The organism is Pseudomonas spirodelae (assembly GCF_034653255.1).
In the GTDB taxonomy this organism is placed as follows: domain Bacteria; phylum Pseudomonadota; class Gammaproteobacteria; order Pseudomonadales; family Pseudomonadaceae; genus Aquipseudomonas; species Aquipseudomonas spirodelae.
On the sequence record NZ_JAYEET010000051.1, the window covers coordinates 102,850 to 121,217 of the forward strand.

Annotated in this window: 14 protein-coding genes; 3 read left to right on the top strand and 11 right to left on the bottom strand. The window is 60.1% G+C overall.

Features of this window, described 5'->3' with window-relative positions; genetic code table 11:
- The first annotated feature begins 306 nt into the window (after positions 1-306).
- Complete coding sequence (locus tag SOP97_RS17275) at positions 307-531, top strand: hypothetical protein (RefSeq protein ID WP_274087477.1); 225 nt, start codon at positions 307-309, stop codon at positions 529-531.
- Positions 532-631: 100 nt separating this feature from the next.
- Here the strand turns inward: SOP97_RS17275 and SOP97_RS17280 are convergent, their stop codons facing one another.
- The 7 genes from SOP97_RS17280 to SOP97_RS17310 form a co-directional block, all read right to left on the bottom strand.
- A complete protein-coding gene (locus SOP97_RS17280) occupies positions 632-3,682 on the bottom strand; it encodes a multidrug efflux RND transporter permease subunit (RefSeq protein WP_322950278.1) in 3,051 nt (1,016 codons plus the stop codon).
- Between the two features lie 26 nt (positions 3,683-3,708).
- A complete protein-coding gene (locus SOP97_RS17285) occupies positions 3,709-4,839 on the bottom strand; it encodes an efflux RND transporter periplasmic adaptor subunit (RefSeq protein ID WP_322950279.1) in 1,131 nt (376 codons plus the stop codon).
- A 187-nt stretch (positions 4,840-5,026) separates the two neighbouring features.
- Complete coding sequence (locus SOP97_RS17290) at positions 5,027-6,169, bottom strand: methyl-accepting chemotaxis protein (protein WP_411912082.1); 1,143 nt, start codon at positions 6,167-6,169, stop codon at positions 5,027-5,029.
- A gap of 756 nt (positions 6,170-6,925) precedes the next feature.
- Positions 6,926-8,020, bottom strand: a complete 1,095-nt coding sequence (locus SOP97_RS17295) for a DUF1513 domain-containing protein (protein WP_322950314.1) — start codon at positions 8,018-8,020, stop codon at positions 6,926-6,928.
- 9 nt (positions 8,021-8,029) lie between these two features.
- The gene (locus SOP97_RS17300) at positions 8,030-9,091 is read right to left on the bottom strand and encodes an imelysin family protein (protein WP_322950281.1); all 1,062 of its coding nucleotides are present in this window, start codon (positions 9,089-9,091) and stop codon (positions 8,030-8,032) included.
- Between the two features lie 9 nt (positions 9,092-9,100).
- The gene (locus SOP97_RS17305; protein ID WP_322950282.1) at positions 9,101-10,516 is read right to left on the bottom strand and encodes a di-heme oxidoreductase family protein; all 1,416 of its coding nucleotides are present in this window, start codon (positions 10,514-10,516) and stop codon (positions 9,101-9,103) included.
- Positions 10,517-10,952: 436 nt separating this feature from the next.
- The gene (locus SOP97_RS17310; RefSeq protein ID WP_322950283.1) at positions 10,953-12,287 is read right to left on the bottom strand and encodes an imelysin family protein; all 1,335 of its coding nucleotides are present in this window, start codon (positions 12,285-12,287) and stop codon (positions 10,953-10,955) included.
- 202 nt (positions 12,288-12,489) lie between these two features.
- Here SOP97_RS17310 and SOP97_RS17315 point away from each other — a divergent pair, with 202 nt between their 5' ends.
- Together SOP97_RS17315 and SOP97_RS17320 are read left to right on the top strand one after the other, a co-directional pair.
- Positions 12,490-13,062 carry a LemA family protein gene (locus SOP97_RS17315; RefSeq protein ID WP_322950284.1) on the top strand — a complete coding sequence of 191 codons (573 nt, stop codon included), beginning with the start codon at positions 12,490-12,492 and terminating at the stop codon, positions 13,060-13,062.
- Between the two features lie 3 nt (positions 13,063-13,065).
- Positions 13,066-13,962 (top strand): GIDE domain-containing protein, encoded by an 897-nt coding sequence (locus SOP97_RS17320; protein WP_322950285.1) that lies wholly within the window; start codon positions 13,066-13,068, stop codon positions 13,960-13,962.
- A 61-nt stretch (positions 13,963-14,023) separates the two neighbouring features.
- On the opposite strand, the gene SOP97_RS17325 is transcribed toward SOP97_RS17320, so the two are convergent.
- The 4 genes from SOP97_RS17325 to SOP97_RS17340 all read right to left on the bottom strand — a co-directional run bounded on the left by SOP97_RS17325 (position 14,024) and on the right by SOP97_RS17340 (position 18,348).
- Entirely contained in the window at positions 14,024-16,087 is a 2,064-nt protein-coding gene (locus SOP97_RS17325) for a putative bifunctional diguanylate cyclase/phosphodiesterase (RefSeq protein WP_274087468.1), read from the bottom strand.
- A gap of 472 nt (positions 16,088-16,559) precedes the next feature.
- Complete coding sequence (locus tag SOP97_RS17330) at positions 16,560-17,141, bottom strand: superoxide dismutase (RefSeq protein ID WP_274087467.1); 582 nt, start codon at positions 17,139-17,141, stop codon at positions 16,560-16,562.
- Positions 17,142-17,329: 188 nt separating this feature from the next.
- The gene (locus SOP97_RS17335; RefSeq protein WP_322950286.1) at positions 17,330-17,941 is read right to left on the bottom strand and encodes a LysE/ArgO family amino acid transporter; all 612 of its coding nucleotides are present in this window, start codon (positions 17,939-17,941) and stop codon (positions 17,330-17,332) included.
- 5 nt (positions 17,942-17,946) lie between these two features.
- Positions 17,947-18,348, bottom strand: a complete 402-nt coding sequence (locus tag SOP97_RS17340) for an ACT domain-containing protein (RefSeq protein ID WP_322950287.1) — start codon at positions 18,346-18,348, stop codon at positions 17,947-17,949.
- Between the last annotated feature and the right edge of the window lie 20 nt (positions 18,349-18,368).

The window sequence follows — 18,368 nt, forward strand, 5'->3', positions numbered from 1 at the left end:
AGTGCCGGCTTTAAAACCCTGTGCTCTATGGCGCACCGCCTTAATGCAAATGGGCAATTAAGTGACCCTAAGGTTGTTACCGCCTGGGGGCCATGCCCTGGTTTGCTGAAGTATTGAACCATTGGTGCGTGTGCGGTTCGAAGGCGTGGCCTGCCAAATGGCTTGCGTGTGGATCAGGACGATCTGAATGCAGTTGCCGGAAGCGTCTGGCACTAACGGCCGTCTGTCGCCTAACGCGACGCAGCGGTGATCAGTGAACTAGGGTCTACAAACAGCGTTTGGCAGCGCTATCAAGAGGTTGCAGTGATGAAGTTAGAAATCGCACGAGGTTTGTTTTTAGTAGGCGCACTCAGTGTGGCCTCGCTCGCGGCGGCGGCTTGGCACGAAGCCAGCCCCCAGGTCATCACGTTGAGCGAACGTGGCTACTGTCCGATACCGCTGCAGGCGCGCGCAAGCGAGGTGATGAGGCCTGATCAGGACTTGCTGCTGTTTATGTTTAGCCTGTCCCAGGGCGCGCGCTCGCAAGGTTGATACGCGTTACCTGAGGTACTTGATGCCCACAAAAAAGCCCTGCAATGCAGGGCTTTTTTGTGGGCGGCCTTGCATGGCCGCCACGGTTCGCTTCGCTGTGTTATCCGTGAGCCTTGGCAGGTGCTGCGGGTGCATCCGGTTGCGCCAGCAGGCTGTAGACACAGGGCAGCACGAACAGGGTAAACAGCGTGCCAATCGACATGCCGGTGGCGATCACCAGGCCGATGTCGAAGCGGCTGACCGCACCGGCACCGGTGGCGAGGATCAGCGGCACCATGCCGAATACCATCGCGGCGGTGGTCATCAGCACCGGACGCAGGCGAATTGCCGCCGCTTCCTCAACGGCCTCACGTCGCGACAGACCTTTTTCGCGGCGCAGCTGGTTAGCGAACTCTACGATCAGGATGCCGTGCTTGGTGATCAAGCCAATCAGTGTGACCAGGCCCACCTGGGTGTAGATGTTCATGCTCGACAGGCCGAGGAACAGCGGAATCAACGCACCACAGATCGACAGCGGTACCGTGACCATGATCACCAGTGGGTCGCGGAAGCTTTCGAACTGCGCCGCCAGCACCAGGAAGATCAGTGCCAGGGCCAGGCCAAAAGTCACGTACAGCGCGTTGCCTTCCTGCACCAGCTGGCGCGAGGCGCCGGCAAAGTCGTAGGCAAAACCTGCGGGTGCTTCCTCGCGCATGATTTGCTCAACGGTTTCGATGGCTTCACCCATGCTGACGATCGGTACGCCCTGAATGATCGCCGAGTTGAGTTGTTGGAACTGATTGAGCTGGGTCGGCCGGGCTCGGTCGCTGACCTTGACCAGGGTGGACAGGGCCAGCATCGCGCCGCTTTCGCTTTTCACGTAGTAGCTACCCAGCCACTCGGGGTTATCGCGGTACGCGCGCTCGACCTGGGCAATCACCTTGTAGCTACGCCCGTCGATGGTGAAGCGGTTGATCTCACCTTCACCGAGCAGGCTGGCCAGGGTCAGGCCGAGGTCTTCCATGGATACGCCCATTTGCGCGGCTTTCTCGCGGTCGATCTCCACCACCACTTCTGGCTTATCGAAGGCCAGGTCAACGTCGAGAAAGGCAAACTTGCCCGACTCTACGGCGCGTGTTTTGACCTTCTCCGCCACCTGCAGCAGTGACTGATAGTCACTCGGCGTATTGATCACGAACTGGAACGGCAGGCCCTCACCCGTGCCCGGTAGGGAAGGGAGGTTGAAGCCGAAGATCTGCAGGCCGGCAATTTGCGAAAGGCGGCTTTGTACCTCCGGCAGGATCTCCATTTGCGTGCGCTCGCGCTCGTTCCACGGGGTCATCAGAAAACCCCCGATACCCGATTGCACGCCGTTGAAGCCGTTGATCTGGAACGAGGAGTAGTACTCGGGGAACTCCTTGAAGATGCTGACGAATTCATCGGTGTACTTGTTCAGGTACTCCAGGTTGGTGGGCTGCGGTGCGTTGGCGATCATGAAAATGATGCCTTGGTCTTCCTCGGGGGCCAGTTCGCTTTTGGTGAACTTAAGCAGCACCGGGATCAGGCACATGACGATCACCGCAAACACCAACACTACCGGGAGCGTGTCCAGGGTGCCGTGCAGGGCGCGCTGATAGCGCTGCTTGAGGCCATCGAAAATCTGGTCGAGCTTGTGCGCCAAGCCCGATGGATTCTCTTCATGGCGCAGCAGCTTGGCGCACATCATCGGTGACAGGGTCAGGGCGACGATGCCAGAGATGATCACCGCACCGGCCAGGGTCAGGGCAAACTCCTTGAACAGCGCGCCCGTGAGGCCTTCAAGGAAGCCGATAGGCGCGTACACCGCCGCCAGGGTGATGGTCATCGACACCACCGGCACGGCGATCTCCCGCGCGCCTTCGATGGCCGCATCGAAAGGCGTTTTGCCTTCTTCGATATGCCGGTGGATGTTCTCCACCACCACGATGGCATCGTCCACCACCAGGCCGATCGCCAGCACCATGGCCAGCAATGTCAGCAGGTTGATCGAGTAACCCATGAGCTGCATAAAGAACAGTACGCCGATCATCGACAGCGGAATGGTGATTACCGGGATCAGCACCGAGCGGAAGGCGCCGAGGAACAGGAACACCACGACGATGACGATCAGCACCGCTTCAAACAGGGTCTTGACCACCTCATCGATGGACGCCTGGATAAACAGCGTGGCGTCGTAAGCGATGGACACCTTGAGGTTGGGTGGCAGCTGGGCCTCCAGGTCCGGCATGACCTTGCGTACTTCTTTGATCACATCCAGCGGGTTGGCCCCGGGCGTGCCCTTGATGGCGATGTACACCGATGGCGTACCGTCGAAGGAGCTGATTGCGTCGTAGCTTTCCGCGCCCATTTCCACCCGCGCCACATCGCGGATCAGCACCCGGCTATCGCCCACGGTTTTCAGCGGGATAGCGGCAAAGGCCTCGGGGGACTTGAGGTCGGTTTCGGCGTTGATGCTGGTTACTACGTACTGGCCTTTTACTTCGCCCGCCGCGGCGAGGAAGTTGTACTTACGCACCGCCTCGTTGACGTCGCCAGCGGTTATGCCATAGGCGCCCATCTTCACTGGGTCGAGCCAGAGGCGCATGGCGAACACTTGATTGCCGAGAATCTCGGCCTCGGCCATGCCGGGCAGGGTGGCCAGCTTGGGCTGGATGACGCGTGACAAATAGTCGGTGATCTGCGGATTGGACAGTTCATCGCTGTAGAAGCTGACGTACATCAGCGCTGTGGAGTCAGCCGCCTCCTTGCTCAGCACCGGGTCTTCGGCATCCTGCGGCAGCTGGTTTTTCACCTCGTTGGCCTTGGCCAGCAATTCGGTGAACAAACGGTCGCTGTTGGCACCGATACGCGCGTAGATCGAAATGATCGACACGTTTTGCCGGCTGACCGAGGTCATGTAATCAATGCCGTCGGCGCTGGCCAGGCTCTGTTGCAGCGGCTGGGTGATATAGCCCTGAATGGTCTCGGCATTGGCCCCGGGATAAGCCGTGGTCACCGTGATCAGGGCGTTTTCCATCTGCGGGTACTGGCGAATGGTTAGTTTGCTGAATGCCTGGAAACCAAGCAGGATGATCAGCAGGCTGACCACCGTCGCCAGTACCGGGCGACGGATAAAGGGATCAGTAAAAGCCATAAATAAGTTCCTTTGAGCCTGCGCGATTACTCGGCGCTCGGCTTGTCCTGCGCGTTGGCGATGCTCACGTGGGCACCGTTATCCAGCTTCAGCTGGCCGGCAGAGACCACCTGCTCACCGGCTTGCAGACCTTTGACAATCACCACCTGGCCTTCACGGCGCTCGCCGGTTTCGACGTAGCGGCGCTCGACTGCCAGTTCGGCCTGGCCGTTGTCGTCTTTGACCACCTGGCCGTCTTCACCTTTCTTCTCGCTGATCAGGTACACCGAGTTGCCGTAGAGGGTGTAGGTGATTGCAGTTTCCGGCACGACAACGACGTTCTGCTCGTCCGGCAGCAGCACTTCCAGGTTGGCGAACATGCCGGGCAGCAGCTTGCTGTCCGGGTTGGCCAGCATGGCGCGCACTTGCACGTTGCGGGTGGTGTCTTCGACCTTGGGGTTGATGGCGGCAATTTCGCCCTCAAACACCTCGCCTGGGTAGGCCGCCACGTTGAAGCGCACGCGTTCACCGATGCCCAGCTTGGGCACGGCCTGTTCTGGCAGGAAGAAGTCGACGTAGAGCTTGCTCAGGTCCTGCAGGGTCGCAATAGCGGTGCCGGAGGCCAGGTAGTCACCGACATCGACCTGGCGGATGCCGATGGTGCCGGCAAAGGGCGCGAGGATGCGTTTTTTCGCCAGCAGCGCCTGTAGCTGCGCCACGCTGGCGTTGGCTTTTTGCAGGCTGGCGGAAAGGCGGTCGAACTCGCTCTTGGAGATGCTCTGGCGATTGACCAGGCTGCGGCCGCGTTCATATTCCACACGCGCCAGGCCCAGCTCAGCCTGTGCGGTGGCCAGGCTGGCTTGCTCAACATCGCTGTTCATCTGGATCAGCGGTTGCTGCAAGGTGACCTGCTCGCCGGAGCGGAACAGCACCTTCTGTACGGTGCCGGCGACTTCAACTGTCAGGTCGACGCCCTGGAAGGCGACCAGTGTGCCGATAGCCGGCAGGCGGGTCTGCCAAGGGCGTTCTTCGGCCGTCGCGGCATCCACGCTGATGGCCGGCTGCGGCGCCGAGAACATCTGCACTTGTTGGTAGATGGAGAAGCCTTTATAGGCGGCGAGGGCGAGTACCACGAGGAGTACCACGCCGAGCATGATCAGCATGCGGCGGAGCAACATATTCCGGTTCCTTGGCAAGATGGGGAGGGGCCTGGGAATAGGCAAGTTGGGCACAGTAGACCCCCTTAAAAGCCATGTCAAAGATTCGCATTTGCAAAAGTTTGCCGGGCCGGCTGTCGCGGGTTTATTGATCGTTTAATAAGCAAAATGCCAGCATTTGCTGGCATTTTGCTTACAGTTACGCGGGTCAGGCGCTTAGGCGTTGGGTCACGTCACTCAGTTGTCCAGACAGTTCGTGAAGGTTCTTTCCGGCGCTTTCGGTGCGCTGCACGTTCTCCTGATTCGCCGTGGCAATGGCGGTGATCTCGGTGAGGTTGCGCGAGATGTCTTCGGCGACCGAGGTCTGCTCCTCGGCGGCAGTGGCAATCTGCCGGTTCATGTCGCGGATGGCTTCAACCGCACGGGTGATCAGCTGCAGGGTGGCCCCGGCTTCGGTGACCTGGGTCACGCCTTCTTCGCTGCGTTGCTGGCCGCTCTCAATGGCACGTACCGCATTGACGGCCCCGGTTTGTACGGTGTCGATGATCTGGTGGATCTCTGCAGTGGACTCGGCCGTGCGTTGAGCCAGGGTGCGCACCTCGTCAGCTACCACGGCAAAACCACGACCCTGCTCGCCTGCTCGCGCCGCTTCGATAGCAGCGTTGAGGGCCAGTAGGTTGGTTTGCTCGGCAATTCCGCGAATCACTTCCAGCACCTTGCTGATGCGCCCGGTGTCGCTTTCCAGGCGGCGAATGACGTCGGAGGTGTTGCTGATTTCGCCACGAATATCGGTGATGGTCTGGATGGTGGCCTGCATCACGGTTTCACCCTGGCGGGCTGCGCTGTCGGCGTCATCGGCGGCATTGGCGGCTTCAGCTGCGTGGCGTGCTACTTCCTGGGCGGTGGCGGACATTTCGTGCATCGCCGTGGCGACTTGGTCGGTGCGCGAGAACTGCTCACGGGTGCCTTGGGCCATCAGAGTAGCGATGGAGTTGAGTTCGCCGCTGGCGGTGTCGAGGTCTTCAGTGCTGCGCTTGAGGCGACTGAAGGTGTCCGCGAGGAAGTCGCGCAGGATATTGGCCGCCACGGCCAAGTTGCCCAGCTCATCCTGGCGGGTGGATTCCACGCGCTTGCCGAAGTTGCCATGGCTTAGCAGGGTGATGTGTTCGATCAGCTCACGGATGGGGTTGATCATGTTGCGGTTGATCAGCCACATGCTGAATAGCGTGATGATCACGGTGGCGCCCAGCATCAGCAGGGTGCCAAGGGTGATGGTGCGGTCGGCTGCGGTATTGATCAGGCTGGCCTGGTGCACGCCTTGTTCATGAAGCTCCTTAGCCAGCGCCTCCATCTGCTGGGTGGCGTTGCGATCGATGCCGGAAACCGCTTTGTCGCCCGCTTTGGCGTCAGCCCCGGCGGCGATAAAGGCGTCGCGGCCTAGGCGGTATTTGCTGCCCAGGTTCTGGTGCTCGCGGCGCAGGCTATCGATTTTGCTTTTCAGGGTGGGGTCATTGCTTGCCAGCAGGCTGAGCTGGCCCAGGGTGTCCTGAACCTTGCGTTCCTGGGCCTCAAACTGGCCCCAGTATTTATTCAGTTGAGCGCTGTCGTTGCCGCGTAGCAATACGTTCTTCCATTCCTGCACCTGGGTTTTGAATTCCAGGTTGGCGACGTCGATCAAGGTCGATTCTTGCAGCGGCCCCTCGAGCAGGGCGCGGTAGTTCTGCATGCCATTGGATAGAAAGCTGAAGCAGGCGAGCGCGGTGATCAGAATCAGCGTCAGGCTGCCGCCAAATAGGGCGAGAATTTGCGTGCGTAAGGATTTTTGCAGAGACAATGGCTGATACCCCTGGAGGTGGGAGGCAGAATACCGAGGCCGTTGAGTGGCCTAACTGCGAAGATCCCTATCGACTGGTATCGGTTAGGCCGGGTTGCCCGGAGGTTGCGGCCTATAGAACGTATAGATCGGCGCGCCGGCAATATTCTTTAGTCTGCCGCAAGCATGTTACAGATTTAAGACAGTAGCGCGTAACGCAAGGTGCCTGTTGCTCAGGCTCTGTTTACGCTGCGGCTCGGTTGTATTAATACAACCGAGCCGGGTAAAGCGCCTTCAGGCCATGCGCAGGTGGTTGTCCCAGAGGCCAGCGGGGAGTTGCAGGGGCTGGCTGGCGATGCGCTCGCCGCGGCAGTCGTACAGGCGGCAACGGCCCACACCGCTGCTGACGACAAAACCTTCAGCCACCGCGCCGACGCCCGCGCAGTCAGCCAGGGGCGCATCCAGGCGTAGCTCTGCGCTGTCCAGGTCCCAGATAAACACCCGATTGCCGCGTGGTGCAGTCAAGGCCAGCAGGCGTAGCTCACTGTGGATTGCCACACTGGCCGTGTATTGATTCATCAGCTGGCGCTGCGCATCGGCCACCGGGAAATGCTGGAAGGGTTGGCCGGGGCGCTTGATCGCCAGGAGTGGCACTCGATCGCTGAGTTCGCCCATGTATTGCTGGCCGGTGACGACGGTGCCGTCGCTGGCCACAGCCATATGCCGCACGCTGTTCATCCGCTCTGGCAGTTGCTCCTTGCTCACCAGGCTGCCATCGCGGCGCATCAGCACCAGGCTGGCCTCCATGGTGTTGAGGTTCATCTCCACCCGGCTGTCGGCTTCGGTGCGGATACCGCCATTGGCCACCGCCAGGGTTTCACCGTCTGGCAGCCAGAGCAGCTGGTGCGGGCCGATGCCGTGGGTCGAGAGCTCGCCAGTGCGTTGCAGCTGTTCGCCTTGCAGGCGGTAAACCCCCAGTACACCGCGACCGGGATCGCGGGTGTCGTTCTCCGTGGCGTACAGCCATTCACCGTCTTTATGGAACACCGCATGGCCGTAGAAGTGGCGCTGCTGTTCTGAGTGCAGGGTTTGCAGCAGGCGGCCATCGCGGGTGTCGATCAGGTAGCTCTCGGTGCTAGGCCGACGCCCGACAAACAATGCCATCGGTAGAAATGGATGGCCGATAACGTCATGGCAGCGTTCGTTGACCTGGGTGGCAAACACCTGGCTGCCATCCAGGCGGTAGCCCACCGCAAAATGCTTGCCGCTGCTGTCATTACGTGCCGAGAGCAGCAGCGGTTGTGGGCCGCTGTGCATCAGCGTCCAGCCACCCAAGGCGCCAGCCGCTAAGGCAGCAGCACCCAAACCGAGGAAGGTACGGCGTTTGATCTGCATCACTCAGTCACCGTCATGGGCGTTGAAGCCCAGTTGAATGCCCAGGGTCTTCGCCAGCTCGGACTCATGCAGGCGATGCAGGGTATTCAGGCTGTCATACAGGGCGTTCAGTTCGGCGCGGCCGGCTTCGTCGCTGAGCAGCTCGCCAAGCGGACGCTGTGCGGCGGCCAGACGCTGGCGGGTGTCGCTGTAGGCCGCGTTGATGCGCTGTTTCAGTTCGGCGTGGTCGCTGCCGAGCAACGCCTGCATGCCATCCTGTTCGGCACCCAGCCAAATGCGTTCGGCGCTGGCCAGGCTGGCGGCAAGATTGGTCAGGCTGGCGTTGCTGCGCCATGCTTCGGCCTGATAAGGCTGTGGCTGGCCTTTACTCTGGCGGCCCATGGGCGTGCCAAGTTTCTTTTTCAGCCCATCGATCGCGCTGACCTGAGTGCGCAGCAACTCCGCCACCGCTTCCGCTGCTTCGGCGTAGCGCTCATTGGGGAAGTTCTTTAGCTGTGCGGCCATGCCGTCGGCACGCTGCCAGCTGGCCAGCACATCGGCGGCGAGTGCTTGCTGATGCTCACCAATGGCGATCATCAACGGGCAATAGCGGGCCTTCTGCTCGGCGTTATTCAGGTCAATTTCCGGATCAAACAGCAGGTATTCATAGGCTGTCAGGCCTTGCACGACCACGCTTGATTTACCCAGGTCGGCCGGGGTCAGCTCAGGCTTGCTATTGAGCAGTGCTTCAACCTGGCGCGCGACCAGGTTTTTCTTGTCGGGCCAAAACTGCACTTGCCACGCACGGTTGCCTTCGGCCAGAGGACCGACAGCGGCCGGTTGTACCGCGGCCCAGGCGCTTTGCGCGCTGGTGAAGGCCTGGCGGGCCTCGGTCAGGCTCTGCTGGTCGCTGCAGAAGGCCTGGGCACTCATGGCCAGTTGGCGGTCGGCTTCGTGCCAAGCGCTGTAGATGGGTAGCAGTACGCCATCGGTCAGCGCCTGGCTGACCTGCTGTTGCGGGTTGCTCGGGCTGCAAGCCGTGAGTGTCAGGCTGAGTAGGGCCAGGCCCAGGGGGGAGCGGATCATGAGTGACTCCTACAGCGAGTTCAGAAAAGCCAACAGCGCATGGCGCTGATCGGCGGTGAAAGTCAGGACGTGTTGTTTGGCGGCCTGCGCCTCGCCGTCGTGCCAGAGGATGGCCTCTAGCAGGTTGCGTGCGCGACCGTCATGCAGAAACTGGGTGTGGCCATTAACCGTTGCCGTCAAACCAATGCCCCACAGCGGAGGGGTGCGCCATTCCTGGCCGCTGGCGAGGAATTCCGGGCGATTGTCGGCCAGGCCGGGGCCCATGTCATGCAGCAGCAAATCGCTGTACGGACGGATTGTTTGATTGGCCAGCTCTGGCTCGGCAGCGTCGCCGGCGGTGGTGAATTGCGCGGTGTGACAGCTTTGGCAGTCGGCCTGATAGAACAGGTTTTTGCCGGCGATCACCTGCGCGGTGTCCGCGCCGCGTCGTGCGGGTACGCCGAGGTTGCGCGTGTAGAACAGAACGTTGGCGAGAATGTTGTCGCTAACTTCCGGCTCGCCGCCGTGGGGCGCGATGCGGCAGTCCAGCTGTGCCGCCGTGCAGTTGTCCTGGCTAATCAGATTGCTGGTCAGGCCCATGTCATTGGCAAAGGCGTCAGCATTCTGCTGGTTGAGCGTGGGTTGCCCGGCTTTCCAGCCGAAACGCCCGAGTACTGTGCGCTGCTCGGCACGGTCCCAGACCTGGTTGGCGCGCCCGGAAATACCATCGCCGTTGCGGTCTTCAGGGTCGGCATTGGCCAGGATGTCAGCCTCGCTAATGGCTTCCAGTAGGCCGAGACCGATCATCGGTGGGGCGATACGAGCGGAAAATAGCGTGTCGAGATGCAGGGCGCCGTAGCCGAGCTGGCTGATCTCAAGGGTAGGCTTGCGCAGTTCGACCTCTAGGCCATCAGCAAAGCTCAAGCGCTGCAGGCTGTAACTGACGCGTACCTTGCCTTCAGGCGCAGTGCCGGGGTTGGCCATGTCCTGTAATTGGCTGCCATAGGTGGGTTCGGCGAGCACGCCAAGGCGCTTGATGATCTGCGCATGCTCGCTGCCAGCCGGAATCGACAGGCGCACCAGCATGGATACCGCGTTCTGCGCATCCGGGCCTGGTGGGTGGCCGCGACCGTCCTTGATATGGCAGTTCTGGCAGGCGTTGGTGTTGAACAGCGGGCCGAGGCCGTCGCGCGCAGTGGTGGTGGCCGGTGCGCTAATCCAGGGGTTGCGGAAGAAGCTGTTACCGACGCTGAAATCCAGCCGGCGTGAAGGCGACAGATTAGCCGAGGGCAAGGAAAAGGCATTCTGGTCAGCCTTACGCACGGTGGCACTGCCGGCAGACAGGGCTTCGCCAGGCTCTGCTTGGGTGAACTGTGGGGTTTTATCGCAGGCGACCACGCTCAGGCTCAAGGCCAGCAGGAAAGCAGTGCGATGCGGCGCAAGCATGGGAGGTGTCCGCGACAGAAAAACAGGCCGCAGATATTAACAGTCTGATCGTCATTAAATAAGACGGATTTGCATTATCAGTGGTGGTTAAAGGTCGCAGGCAGTAAACCGCCACAAGCGATTGCGGGGGTTACGTAGCGACAACCCAGAAAGGTGCCCGTCCGTAAATGCAGGCCACAAAGAATCACCGGGAGCGAATGTTGACATTGCGTAGCGACGGCCCCGAAGGGGTGGCCGCCAGGGATGGCAGGCGACAAAAAAACCGCGACTCCGATTAAGGAGTCGCGGCTTCTTATGTGCTATCAATTTTCGGACTTCGCGAGCTAGAGCGAGACAAGGCGAAAACAGCCGAGGAAGCGGAGTTTACGTGTTGTAAATGAGCATTCCGAGGCTGTTTTCAACGCAGTATCGCCGACGCGCAGCAAGTCCTACACGATTAGAAGCTGTGGTCAGCGGTATCCGGATTCAGATCACTGATCCCCAGTTTGCCGGCTGCCTGCTCGATGGCGCCGGTCTGTTTGACCAGTGCGGCGATGGCGTCACGAACGATCTGCTGGCCTTCGGTGTTGTCAGCCGCGATCAGCTGGTCGAAGTGCTGACCGTTGTTGGCGCTGTCGACCAGGGCCTGCAGTCTGCCTTCGGTGGTGGCTAGGTCCGCTTTCAGTGTGCTGTCGGCGGCGGCGTCAGCCTTGGCCACCAGCGACGACAAGCTAGGGCCGGTCAGGGTGCTGCCGTCAACCTTCTTGTACTCGCCGAGGTAAACGTTACGGATCCCTTTAGCGTTGTAGAAATGCGAGTTGTGGGTGTTGTCGCTGAAGCAATCATGCTCGTCTTCAGTGGAGTTGGCTTCCAGCGCGACCTTCATGCGCTCGCCGGCCAGTTCTCCGAGCGACAGGCTGCCCATGCCGAAGAACATCTTGCGCAGGCCGTTCTCGGCGGTGTCGGCTTGCAGTTCGGCGCGGTAGTTGTCGGCGTTACCGGCTTGCCATTGCACAACCATCGCGTCGAGGTCGCTGACCAGCAGATCGCTGGCCGCTTTGATAAAGGCGCGGCGGCGTTCGGTATTGCCACCGGTAGCGCCTTCGCCTACCACGAAGTCGGTTGCAGGCCGCTCGCCGGCGCCTGGGTTGGTGCCATTGAGGTCTTGGCCCCAGAGCAGGAATTCGATGGCGTGGTAACCGGTGGCAACGTTGGCCTCGGAGCCGCCCAGTTCATTCAGGCTGGCCAGCAGTTCTGGCGTGATGGTGCTGACATCAAGCGTGTCTTCACCGACTTGAATCTCAGTATTGGCGATAATGTTGGCGCTGGCGCCCGGGTTGCCCAAGGCGTGCTGGTAGTCCGTGGCGACATAGTCGATCAATCCTTCATCCAGCGGCCAGGCATTCATCTGGCCTTCCCAGTCGTCCACAACGGCGTTGCCGAAGCGGAACACTTCACTTTGCATGTACGGTGTACGGGCTGCCAGCCAGGCTTCACGAGCGGCTTTCAGGGTGTCGTCATTCGGGTTGGCGAGCAGTGCATCAATTGCGCTTTGCAGTGCTTTGCCGGTGCTGGCAGCGTCGCTGAAAACGGCCAGGGCCAGGTCCGCATAGTGATTGACGACAGCTTTGCTGGCGGCTTCGTCGACTTGGCTGGCGGCCACTGCCGGTGCGCTGGCGCTGCTGGCAGCAGGGGCTGTGGCTTGGTTGGCGGGGGTTTTGTCTTCACCGCAACCTGCGAGTGAAATGGCGATGGCAAGCAGGCTGGCTGAGGCCAGTGGCATACGGAGCATGGCGGAATCCTTTGCAAGTAAGAGTGAAGTGCCCGTGCAAGTAGGCGCAAAAACTTAACCATAATGCGAAAGATTTTCATTTTGCGCAAAGGGTCGTTGGTGTTTTTTCACTAATAGCTGTGTGCAAGGTCTGCGATAGGGCCATTTGATAGGGCTAAAATGCTCAACATAATTGTTTTTTGATAACCGCTCGGAGTAACGCATGAGCCTGACCAGTGTCGTCATTGTTGTGCTGCTGATTCTGCTCGCGGCCTATGCCGTGGTGCTCTACAACGCGCTGGTGCGTTTAAAGCACGGCGTGAGCAAGGCGTGGTCGAATATCGAGGTGATGCTCAAGCAGCGTCACGAAGAACTGCCCAAGCTGGTGGAAACCTGCAAACAGTACATGCAGCACGAGCGCGGCACGCTGGAGGCCGTTATTGCCGCGCGTCAGGCAGTTTCCAATGCTCAGGCCAAAGGTGACATGCAGGCGCTGGGCAAGGCCGAAACAGGGTTGCGTGCCGGGCTTGGTCAGTTGTTTGCGCTGGCAGAGAATTACCCAGAACTGAAAGCCAATGAAAGTTTCCAGCACTTGCAACAGCGCATCAGTGGCCTGGAAAACGGCATTGCCGACCGACGCGAGCTGTACAACGAAGCGGTCAATCTAAACAACGTGCGCATCGAGCAATTTCCCGATGTGCTGATTGCGCGCGCATTTGCCTTTAAGGAAGCCGTACTGTTGCAATTTAGCGACTCGGAAAAGGCTGATGTCGACCTCAAGTCGCTGTTTGGTTAAACCGTGGATAACCCCGGGCAATTGATCGGGCTGGCCTGCAGCGTGGCGGTGAGCGCAGGTGGTGCGTGGTTGTTTTTGCAGCGTTTTGCGCAGGCGCGGCACCTGCTCGACACACCAACCTCGAAGATTCGCTCGGCCGCCCAGGGCTATGTCGAGTTCTACGGCGTGCTGCATGACCGCGCCGAGGCGCCGCTACTCGGGCCTCTGACCCATACCCCTTGCCTATGGTGGCGTTACAAAATCGAGGAATACACCTCAAGCGGCAAGAAACGCAGCTGGCGTACCCTCGAAAGCGCCAGCAGCGAAGCCTTGCTGCAACTTGACGACAGCACCGGCAGTTGTTTGATTGACCCGCGTGGCGCACAGGTACGGCCGCAGACGCGTGAGGTCTGGAAAGGCAGCTTGCGCCACCCGCTGGGCACCGCGAAAACCGGGTGGCGGGCGCTATTTAGCGATGGAGAGCGCTACCGCTATACCGAGGAACGCTTGCATGCTGGCCAGCCGCTGTATGCCATTGGCGACTTTCGCAGCAGCGGTGGCGGGCGTCAGGGGCTTGATCTGACGGCTGCACAGGGTGCCGTGATTCGTGAGTGGAAGGGGGACTTTGGCGGCTTGCTGCAGCGCTTCGACAGCGACGGTAATGGTCATCTGGATGAGCGGGAGTGGCAGCGGGTGCAGCTCGCCGCGAGCCTGGAAGCTGAAGACCGTCATCGTCGGCAAAGTGCTCAGCCGGTGCAGCATCACTTGGCCAAGCCGCACGAAACGCAGCCGTTTATTCTGTCCTGCGCCGGTGAGGATGAACTGGTGCATCAGTTTTACTGGCAAGCGGCAGGCGGGGTGGTGCTGTGTGTGGCCGGTGCGCTGGGCACTGCCTGGTTATTGGGGATCAACAGCTTTTAAGCGAATGCGTTGTGTAAGAAAAAGCCCGCCGATTGGCGGGCTTTTTAATTGGTGTTTGGCATTAAAGCGTTGCGGGGTTGGCAGCGCTGTTCAGGCGTCTGGCCTGCTTCAGGTAGGCCGTCAGTTCGCGGGCTGGGAGTGGCTTGCTGTAAAGGTAGCCCTGACCCTCGTTACAACCCTGGGCGATGATGTAGGCCTCCTGCTCGATGGTTTCCACCCCTTCGGCGATCACCTGCATGCCGAGGCTTTTACCCAGCTGAATAATGGCGCGTACGATGGTCGCATCGTCTTCATCTTCCAGCAGATCCTGGACGAAGCTCTTGTCGATCTTGATCTTGTCCAGCGGCAGGCTTTTCAGATAGCTCAACGAAGAGTAGCCAGTACCGAAGTCATCAATCGCAATCAGCGCACCGGAGCGGCGCAGGCTGAGTAGATGCTGAGCGGCGGTATTGATGTCTTCCATCAGGCCGGTTTCGGTGACTTCCAGCTCTAGGCTACGCAGCGGCAGGCGATAGACCTGCATTAGGTTATTGACCACCCGTGGCAACTCGGCATGGTGCAGTTGTACGGTGGACAGGTTGACTGCCATGCGCAGCTCATTAAAGCCCTGGTCGTGCCATTCACGCAGTTGGCGGCAGGTTTGGTCGAGGATCCATTCGCCAATAGGGATGATGGTACCGTTCTGTTCGGCCAATGGAATAAACAGATCAGGCGGCACCAAACCGTGTTGCGGATGTTGCCAGCGCAGCAGGGCTTCGACGCCGACCACGCGGTGATCGCGGTAATCCACCTGTGGCTGATAAACGAGGTGCAATTGATTTAAGGCCAAGGCATCGCGCAGGTCTTTCTCCAGCTCCCGGCGGCGGCGCATTTCACTGTCGACACTGGCGATGTAAAACTGGTAACGGTTGCGTGAGCGGCTCTTGGCCAGGGTCATGGTTTGTTCGGCTTTCTGCAGCAGCTTCTCGGTGCTGTCGCCGTCTTCCGGGAACAGGGTGATGCCGATGGTGGCGCGCAGGCGCACTTGCTGTTGGTCGAGCATAAATGGGTTGTCGAGGTCATCGAGTACGCTTTGCGCCAGCTCAGCGGCCTCGTAAGGCTGCTCGATATCGGCCTGCACCAGGGCAAACTGGTCGCCTCCGAGACGGGCCAGAGCGCCGAGGCGACCGCTGTGGCTGCGCAGGCGGTCGGACAGGGCCAGCAGCAACTGGTCGCCGGTCTGATAACTGAACTGCTCATTGATCCCTTTGAAGTCATCCAGGCCAACGCACAGTACGGCCACGCGCCGGTTTAGGCGGCCTGCGTCTTCGAGAATCTTGTCGAGTTGCTGTTGCAGTTGCAGGCGGTTCGGTAAGCCTGTGAGAAAGTCGTACTGAGCCATGCGCAGCAGGCTGTTTTCCGCTTCACGGCGCAGGTTGGTGTTGCGCTCGATGGACGAGAGCAGCTGATTGGCGGTGTTGATCCATAACCCCAACTCGTTTTTCTCATTGCCCTTGAGCATCGGTAGCTTGTGCTCGCTGGGGCGGTCCGGGTTGATGTTGGTCAGGTGCTCGATGATCTTTGACAGCGGTTTGGTCAGCAACCAGTGGTAGACCAAATACAGCACCAGGCCCATGGCCATGGCGCGCAGCACGCCGGAAATAAAGATGACCACCGAGTTGGTGACGAAGCTCTCACCGTAGGGGGCTGTGTCGAGGGTGATGCTGAGGTCGCCGTAGTACTCACTGTAAGGGCCACGGCCGACTAATTTAGTGGTGAAGCTCTGTTCTTTGCCGAGGATCTGGTCGGTCAGCCAGCGCGTGGGGCTGGCAACCTGGTCGCGGGATTTCTCTGCCAGCATCGGCTCGTTTGGGTGGCCGATGGAGGCCATGCGTACGGACTCGTGCTGGAATAGACCCTCGATTACCTGCATGCCCATTTCCCGATCCAGGCTATAGACCGCCTGGGTAGAAGGGTCACGGAACATGCCAAGGATTCGGTGCGCCTCGTTGTCGACGGCCTGGCGCGTTTTGTACGCGTCGAAAACGATTTGGGCGAAACTCAGCACTACCCCGACGATGAGCGCTGAGAGCAGCACTACGCGGAGCAATTTAAGTGACAAACTGTTTTTGAGTTCCAGCTTCAAGTGGCGATTCCTTGTTCGAAGCCGTTGGCATCAGACGCACTGAGTATTGGCAAAGTCGCGCTTGCAGTCAAAGGGCCATTACTCACATATGTCGAACACATTCTGTTGCGCTGCGATGGCGCGAATTCTGGCGTGCCTAGGTGTTGTTTGCAGTGTATCGGTGTGAGCTCTGTATGGCTTGAGCGCCGTTGGGCATTTTTTTGCGGTTAGTTGTTTTGATTGCAATGCCAGTGCTCATTGCGAATGTATACCAGCCTTTAGCTGATTATCCACAATACCTTTGGTGCAGTACCTGCGGGTGCTGTGGAGGCCTGCTGGCGACGCGCAGCTCTGCTGGTTCAGTGCTGTTGGCTACCCCAGGTGATGGTCGTTTGAGTTGCCTGGCGGACAACAGCGCCAGTTGCCAGAACCATGACGCATATAGCAACAAACCCGGCACTTGGCCGGGTTTGTTGTGGGCTAACGCGAGGGCTTAAGCAGCGAAGTTTTTCGCGACGAAGTCCCAGTTAACCAGGTTCCAGAACGCCTCTACGTACTTCGGACGCACGTTGCGGTAGTCGATGTAGTAAGCGTGTTCCCAGACGTCGCAGGTCAGCAGCGGGGTGTCGCCGCTGGTCAGCGGGCAGCCAGCGCCGATGGTGCTGGCCAGAGCCAGGGAGCCGTCAGCCTTCTTCACCAGCCAGCCCCAGCCGGAGCCGAAGGTGCCGATGGAAACCTTGCTGAACTCTTCCTTGAACTTATCGAAGGAACCGAAGGCTGCGTTGATTGCGTCAGCCAGAGCGCCTGTCGGTTGGCCGCCGGCGTTGGGTGCCAGGCAGTTCCAGTAGAAGGTGTGGTTCCACACTTGAGCGGCGTTGTTGAAGATGCCACCCGAGGAGGTCTTAACGATCTCTTCCAGGGTTTTGCCTTCGAACTCGGTGCCAGGTACCAGGTTGTTCAGGTTCACGACATAGGTGTTGTGGTGCTTGTCGTGGTGGAATTCCAAGGTTTCCTTGGAAATGTGCGGCTGCAGGGCGTCATGTGCGTAGGGCAGCGGCGGCAATTCGAAAGCCATGGTTTATCTCCTAATCAGGTCAGGTGCGGTGTGCGCGAGGCCGATCACGGGCGGCCACTTCAGCGGCGTGAGTTATCTCTTTGCGCCGCAAGCCGAAGATCATAGCACTGGCCCTGCGCCTTAAACACGCGGCAACTGTGTGGGAACCCAACTTGGCGCATTGCGCGCGGGCTTATTGCCGCGCTGTTTCAGGCCATGCTGGTGTCGCGCAGCAACTGCCAGGCAATGCTGAACATCATCAATGCCACGACCAGATCGATAAAGCGCCAGGTGCTCGGGCGGGCTAGCCAGGGGGCGAGCCAAGCCGCGCCGAGTGCCAGGAATAAGAACCACATTAATGAGGCGCTGGCCGCGCCCAGTGCGTAAGCCCCGGGCACTGTTTGCTGTGCGCCGAGCGAGCCGATCAGCAACACGGTATCCAGATAAACGTGCGGGTTTAGCAGGGTGACGGCCAGTGCCGCCAGCAGTACCGCGCGGCGTGAGCGTGGGCCCGTCTCGCCAGCGTGATTGAGTGCTTGCGGGCGTGCGGCGCGCAGCAAGGCCTGGGCGCCGTACCAGAGCAGAAACGCAGCACCGCCCCAGCGGGCGACGCCCAGCAAGATCGGATTCTGTGCCAGCACGGCCGCCAACCCGAACACGCCTGCTGTTACCAGCAGGGCATCGCATACCACGCACAGCATGGCTACGGGTAAGTGATGTTCGCGGCGCAGGCTTTGCGCCAGGACGAAGGCGTTTTGAGCGCCCAGTGCAATGATCAGTCCGGCGGCGATCAGCAGACCGTTGCTATAGCTTTGCCACATGTTGGTTACTCCGCGCCGTTGGCCAGTTGCTGCAGCACGCCGAGGGCGCGCGGGCCGTCGGCATGGGCGACAAACAGGTGGTCGTGGTAATAGCCGGCGATCACATTGCAGCTGATCCCTGCGCCCGCCAGCGCGCCAGCTACGGCCGCCGTCAAACCCACTGCCGCTAGCGCTGAGTGAACGTTTAGGGTCAGCCAGGCCGCCACATAGTCGATTTCAAGCTGCAGCTGTTCGGCCTGCTGGCGCTGCACAATCACGGTCAGGCCTTCGCGTTCCTGAAAGCTGCCCAGCGGCTGCACACCTTGCAGTTGAGTGGCGTCAGTCAGGCTGCAAAAGACGTAGGCGCCCTCGTTCAGCACGGGCGTCATGCTGCGTAACAAGGTTGTCAGTGAGGTTTCGCCGGCCATGGGGAGTGCTCTGATTGTGG

Bases quoted from the DNA above. Each gene is read 5' to 3' on its own strand.
- SOP97_RS17275 (WP_274087477.1), top strand. From the start codon at position 307: ATGAAGTTAGAAATCGCACGAGGTTTGTTTTTAGTAGGCGCACTCAGT.
- SOP97_RS17280 (WP_322950278.1), bottom strand. From the start codon at position 3,682: ATGGCTTTTACTGATCCCTTTATCCGTCGCCCGGTACTGGCGACGGTG.
- SOP97_RS17285 (WP_322950279.1), bottom strand. From the start codon at position 4,839: ATGTTGCTCCGCCGCATGCTGATCATGCTCGGCGTGGTACTCCTCGTG.
- SOP97_RS17290 (WP_411912082.1), bottom strand. From the start codon at position 6,169: ATGGAGGCGCTGGCTAAGGAGCTTCATGAACAAGGCGTGCACCAGGCC.
- SOP97_RS17300 (WP_322950281.1), bottom strand. From the start codon at position 9,091: ATGATCCGCTCCCCCCTGGGCCTGGCCCTACTCAGCCTGACACTCACG.
- SOP97_RS17305 (WP_322950282.1), bottom strand. From the start codon at position 10,516: ATGCTTGCGCCGCATCGCACTGCTTTCCTGCTGGCCTTGAGCCTGAGC.
- SOP97_RS17310 (WP_322950283.1), bottom strand. From the start codon at position 12,287: ATGCTCCGTATGCCACTGGCCTCAGCCAGCCTGCTTGCCATCGCCATT.
- SOP97_RS17315 (WP_322950284.1), top strand. From the start codon at position 12,490: ATGAGCCTGACCAGTGTCGTCATTGTTGTGCTGCTGATTCTGCTCGCG.
- SOP97_RS17330 (WP_274087467.1), bottom strand. From the start codon at position 17,141: ATGGCTTTCGAATTGCCGCCGCTGCCCTACGCACATGACGCCCTGCAG.
- SOP97_RS17335 (WP_322950286.1), bottom strand. From the start codon at position 17,941: ATGTGGCAAAGCTATAGCAACGGTCTGCTGATCGCCGCCGGACTGATC.
- SOP97_RS17340 (WP_322950287.1), bottom strand. From the start codon at position 18,348: ATGGCCGGCGAAACCTCACTGACAACCTTGTTACGCAGCATGACGCCC.